This is a genomic window from Acidobacteriota bacterium (genome assembly GCA_040752675.1).
In the GTDB taxonomy this organism is placed as follows: domain Bacteria; phylum Acidobacteriota; class Polarisedimenticolia; order JBFMGF01; family JBFMGF01; genus JBFMGF01.
The window spans coordinates 1-5,021 of sequence record JBFMGF010000090.1 but is presented as its reverse complement, the minus strand read 5'-3'; the positions used below and the strand labels follow the sequence as shown (position 1 = coordinate 5,021).

Here is a 5,021-nt window from a genome sequence, read left to right as displayed (position 1 = left end):
AACGTACATGAAAGGCTTGAGAATCATCATGACAAACCAATAGAGGGAAAAGAGCACTCTCCAGAGGATTCCGAGCATGAAGGTCGGAACGTTCACAAAGAAAAAGGAAGATATTTTTCTCGCGATGTTCGCGAGTCTTCTGAAAAAACCCCGGATTTTTCCCGGCCTTTGTGCTTCATTTTCCGCCCTGTCGGAAGACGGTGATTCGTTCCCTTCCTTCGGGATCAACCTGATGCTCCATGATGAGAACATGGGAATGATGGTGATTGCGACCGCAAGTGATGCAAGGAGAGAGAAAGAGACGGTAAGAGCCTGATCTCTGAAGAGCTGCGCAGCAACGCCCTGTACGAAGATAATGGGAATGAATACAGCGATCGTCGTCAGTGTGGACGCCGTTACAGCCATTGCCACTTCGGAGGTTCCCACGTTGGAAGCTTCCGCAGAAGGCTTGCCTTTACTTCTATGCCTGAATATCGCCTCGAGAACAACGATCGAATTATCGACAAGCATCCCTACGCCGAGCGCGAGCCCTCCCAGCGACATGATGTTCATCGTCACGCCCGTCTGGTACATGAGGAAGAACGTCGCGATGATCGAGATCGGAATCGCGACTCCGATGATTGATGTGCTCTTGAGATCCTTCAGGAAGAAGAAGAGGATCAGGATCGCTATCAATCCACCCAGTATGGCATTGCTCACTATCTCGCGTATCGACTGCCGTATGAAATGCGATTGGTCGTAGACGGTCGACAGCGTTATCCCCTCAGGGAGCGTTTCCTTCAACCGTTCCAGGGCAGTTTCCAGTCTCCGGGCCACCTGAACCGTATTGGCATCGCCCTCCTTATACAGGGCCAGCTCGACGGCTTCCTCTCCCGCAACATGGGTGATGACCTCCCTCTCCTTGTAGCCCCTCTCCACCCTGGCAATGTCTTTCAGCACTACTTTCCGGTTGTTCCGCTCGACGATGATGGTGCTGCCTATATCGGGAATATCCTCGAATTCATTGAAAGCCCGCACAAGATAACTGGCTTCCCGCTCATAGAGGCTGCCTCCTGCCAGGTTCACATTGTTTCTTGCCAGGCTCTGCTTGACATCCTCGACCGTCAAGCTAAGTACATAATTCCTTAAATACGATGACATATTAATATTTACTTACGTTCGTTAGTTTGGTATTATTTTCTTCCATTGCATGGAGGAAATAATGCCACGAAAGAGCCCTTTTATAATTAAGCTCAATTATGTTGAAAGAGAAGAATTGGAAAAGATAGTCAGGAAATATACGTCTCCGTATAGAGATGTCATTCGAGCAAAGATTGTGTTGTATGCTGCCGAAGGCCTTAGCAATGATCGGATTGCCTCTCGTCTGGATACAGCAAGACAGATTGTCAGTAAGTGGCGGAAAAGGTTTTTCGAGGAGGGCTTGGCCGGATTGGCTGAGCACCCTCGACGCGGGCGTTCAGTCCGCTTTTCCCCCCAGAGTGGTCGTGGCCATTAAAGCACTGGCATGTGAGCTTCCTTGTGAACTTGGTTTACCGTTGTCTCGTTTGAGCCTATCCGAAATAAAGCGAAGTGCGATCGAGCGAGGACTGGTTGCATCGATTGGCGAGACAACGCTCTGGCGTTGGCTGAATGAGGATGCCATTCGTCCCTGGTCTTATCGCAGTTGGATATTCCCAAGAGATCCAGGCTTTGAAGAAAAAGCCTCTCGGGTGCTGGATTTATACGAAGGGGTATGGGAGGGTAAAGATTTATCACCAGAAGACTGTGTTATCAGTACGGATGAGAAAACAAGCATACAAGCCCGTCGGCGTAAGCATTCCACATTACCTCAATCCCCAGATCAGGCCATGCGAGTGGAACATGAATACGAACGCCTCGGGGCATGGGCATATATGGCAGCATGGGACGTCAGAGGAGCCAGAATCTATGGAAGGTGTGAAAGAAAGACAGGCATTGCACCATTTGACAGGCTTGTTCATCAGGTCATGTCACAAGAACCGTATTGTTCTGCTCCGCGAGTCTTCTGGATCATGGACAACGGATCTTCTCACCGTGGGCAATCCTGCATTGACCGCCTTCAAAAACGCTGGCCAACTATGAGAGTTGTTCATACACCCATTCATGCAAGCTGGCTCAACCAGATTGAGATATATTTTTCTATTGTCCAGCGCAAGGTTCTTACCCCAAATGACTTTGATTCCCTTTCCGAACTCGAAGATCGATTGTTTCGATTCCAGGAACACTATGAATGTGTGGCTCAACCTTTTGAATGGAAGTTCACCAGAGGTGATTTAGCTCAACTTCTGTCTAAATTGAAAAGCTATGAGAGATTGCAATGTAAAGTGGCTTAAAAATACGTCACCGAATTTTTGAACCAGAGCACCAAGCGATGCCAGCCTCCCTTCATCGAGGATGACCTGGATCTCCTCTTCGAGTCCGCCATTGATCTTGATTGCCGCAAGACCTTCCAGCGATTCAAGGTCTTTCTTCAACCCTTCTTCCGCTATGTACCTGAGCCTGATCAGATCATCGCTTCCTGAAAGAGCAAGCCTGATGATGGGATCCGCTTCAGGATCGAACCTGAGGATCATCGGGTCATTGGCATCATCGGGAAGAGTAACGATATCGAGCTTTTCCCGAACCTCCATCATGGCGAAATCCATGTTCTGTCCCCAGGCGAATTCGAGGACGACTTGCGACAGACCTGCCTTGGAACGGGAAACGATCCTCTGGACTCCCGCGATGACTCCGACGGCTTCCTCGACAGGCTTAGTGGTCTGATTCATAAATTCGGTGACGTATCCTTAACATGGAATTAACTATTAAATCCGAATTTATGTTCATCTGTATCAATAATAATAGGCTATGGTATTTATGAATTCATGTACTTAGTGATGAGATTTTCAACCTCGAGAGGAGCAGCCCCATTGTATTTCGTTTCTATGCTGAGTGCCGGGTAGGAGATCGCCGGGAAGAGATTGATCGGCAGCCTGTAGGCGGAGACCATCCCGAAGATGATCACCGCCACAGCAATCATGCTGACGGTAACAGGCCTTTTGATCGAGAAATCAATGATTTTCATCGGACTCCTCTGAACGATGGCGGGATGCGATCAGCCCTGGATGATCTTCACTTTTGAACCGTCCTTCAATCCCCCCTGACCGACCGAAACAACCTTATGATCCTGAACGAGACCCGAGAGGACTTCGACGTAACCGTTGTCCTCGAATCCCAGCTGCACCTTCTTCTTCTTCGCAATGTTCTCATCAACGACGTAGACGTAGTCATCCTGAAGATCCTTGATGATCGACCGTTTCGGTATGAGGAGGGCGTTCTCGTGCACCTCCCTCACGATGTTCACCGTCATGAAACTGCCCGGCTTGATGAATTCGGGAAGATTCCGCGCATAGATCGTGATCTTCACGGTTCCGGTCTGCGCATCGACGATGGGGCTTATCCGCTCTATGTAACCGGGATATCTCCTCTCATTGTCCCAGGCAACTGATATCTCGACCTGCTGCCCGACGCTCAGAGCGAGCGCATCCTTCTCCGGCAGGTAAATGTGGGCGATGAGCGGATCGAAATTCGTTACGGTAAAAAGCTGATCCCCCGCCTTTATGTTCTGCCCCAGTTTTATGTGCCTGCGGGTGATCTTCCCATCGAAGGGCGCCACGATCTTCGTCTTATTGAGATTGTATTCGGATTCCTCGTAGTCCGACTTTGCAAGCGCGTACTGGAACTTCACCTTGTCGAACTCATCCGGGCTCAGCAGGTTCTGCGCAAAGAGCTCTTTCGCGCGTTCATAGTTGCCAGCCTCGTTCTCCGCCCTGATCTTCGCTTTCTTGAGAACGATCAGTTTCTCGCCGTCATCGAGCCGAGCGAGGAGCTCTCCTTTTGAAACTCTCGTCCCCTCTTCTGTGAGAATGTCTACAACTTTCCCATCGGTCTCCGAGAGCACCGTTGCTTCAAACTCCGTTTCTATGTTCGTCGTCGAGCTGATGAACGAAGAAATATCCTTTACGAGAACTTCAGAAACCTCAACCGGGACGCCGGCATTTTCTTCTTTTTTCTCCCCTTCCTGTTTACCTTCTTCTGAATCCACCGTGCTGTCATTTTCTCCCTCCTCGTCAGCACCCGTTGAGGATTCAGTATTTCCCGACGCCGCTTCTGGTGTATCTGCTCCAGAAGAAGCGTTCGCTTCGGATACCCTTCATCCGCATGAAATCATACAGAACATGACCGAAAAAGTGATGCATACGATACACAGGCAAGGAAAAATACGAACGTTTCGCAAAAAATTCTTGAAGATGGTCGGATGAGAAGATCGACGTTTCGAAAGAGCCCGTATCATTATTTCCCCCTTCGGTTTTTACCCATAATAACGATGGAGAACAGGTTTTGTTTCAAAAAATTTCCGCGTTACCAGCGATCGCGGTGTATTCTCGCACTGTTGAAGCGGTCTTCAGAGGGCTTCTCCTCGCCTGGATACCCGAGAGAGATCAGAGAAAGCAGGACGACATCCTCGGGCATTCCGAGCAGTTTCTTCATGGTGTTGCACCGTTCTTCGCGCGGATACATGGCAAGCCAGACAGCACCAAGCCCGTTCGCATGAGCCGCGAGAAGGATATTTTGCGTTGCAGCCGAGCAATCCTGGACCCAGAATCCCTTATGCGCATCCAGTTTCATATCAGAACAGACGAGAATCGCCGCCGGTGCTTCTTTCAACATCCCCGCGTGTGGATGGAATGAAGCAATTTCCTCCATGATCTTTCTGTCCGTGATGACGACAAAATGCCACGGCTGTTCGTTCCCGGCCGATGGAGCGCTCATCGCTGCCTTCAGCAGATCTTCGATCAGCTTGTCGGGGACCGCCTGCTTCGTGTACTTTCGAATACTTCTCCGTGAAAGAATAACTTCCATTGCGTCCATGGTATCCTCCTTTTCATTTGTTCATCCGATAGATCAAGCCCGGATGTCATGGTTTGGATTGTTCCCGCGATTTCCGTTCATGCGCAGCACGG

The 5,021-nt window shown here is 49.7% G+C and carries 7 protein-coding genes; 2 read left to right on the top strand and 5 right to left on the bottom strand.

Going from position 1 to position 5,021, the window contains the following annotated elements:
* A partial coding sequence (locus AB1756_08400; protein MEW5807349.1) for an efflux RND transporter permease subunit occupies positions 1-1,107 on the bottom strand: 1,107 nt, incomplete at its 3' end.
* A gap of 82 nt (positions 1,108-1,189) precedes the next feature.
* Between AB1756_08400 and AB1756_08395 the strand changes: the two genes are divergently transcribed.
* Both AB1756_08395 and AB1756_08390 read left to right on the top strand, forming a co-directional pair.
* Positions 1,190-1,495 carry a helix-turn-helix domain-containing protein gene (locus AB1756_08395; protein MEW5807348.1) on the top strand — a complete coding sequence of 102 codons (306 nt, stop codon included), beginning with the start codon at positions 1,190-1,192 and terminating at the stop codon, positions 1,493-1,495.
* The gene (locus AB1756_08390; GenBank protein ID MEW5807347.1) at positions 1,479-2,351 is read left to right on the top strand and encodes an IS630 family transposase; all 873 of its coding nucleotides are present in this window, start codon (positions 1,479-1,481) and stop codon (positions 2,349-2,351) included. Before AB1756_08395 ends, AB1756_08390 begins: the two co-directional genes overlap by 17 nt.
* Here the strand turns inward: AB1756_08390 and AB1756_08385 are convergent.
* The 4 genes from AB1756_08385 to AB1756_08370 all read right to left on the bottom strand — a co-directional run bounded on the left by AB1756_08385 (position 2,292) and on the right by AB1756_08370 (position 4,920).
* Entirely contained in the window at positions 2,292-2,786 is a 495-nt protein-coding gene (locus tag AB1756_08385; protein ID MEW5807346.1) for an efflux RND transporter permease subunit, read from the bottom strand. The two genes, AB1756_08390 and AB1756_08385, sit on opposite strands and share 60 nt — an antisense overlap.
* A gap of 86 nt (positions 2,787-2,872) precedes the next feature.
* On the bottom strand, positions 2,873-3,082 hold the full coding sequence (locus tag AB1756_08380; GenBank protein MEW5807345.1) for an efflux RND transporter permease subunit: 210 nt from the start codon (positions 3,080-3,082) through the stop codon (positions 2,873-2,875).
* A 30-nt stretch (positions 3,083-3,112) separates the two neighbouring features.
* Entirely contained in the window at positions 3,113-4,102 is a 990-nt protein-coding gene (locus AB1756_08375; protein MEW5807344.1) for an efflux RND transporter periplasmic adaptor subunit, read from the bottom strand.
* A 317-nt stretch (positions 4,103-4,419) separates the two neighbouring features.
* The gene (locus tag AB1756_08370; protein ID MEW5807343.1) at positions 4,420-4,920 is read right to left on the bottom strand and encodes a nitroreductase family protein; all 501 of its coding nucleotides are present in this window, start codon (positions 4,918-4,920) and stop codon (positions 4,420-4,422) included.
* Between the last annotated feature and the right edge of the window lie 101 nt (positions 4,921-5,021).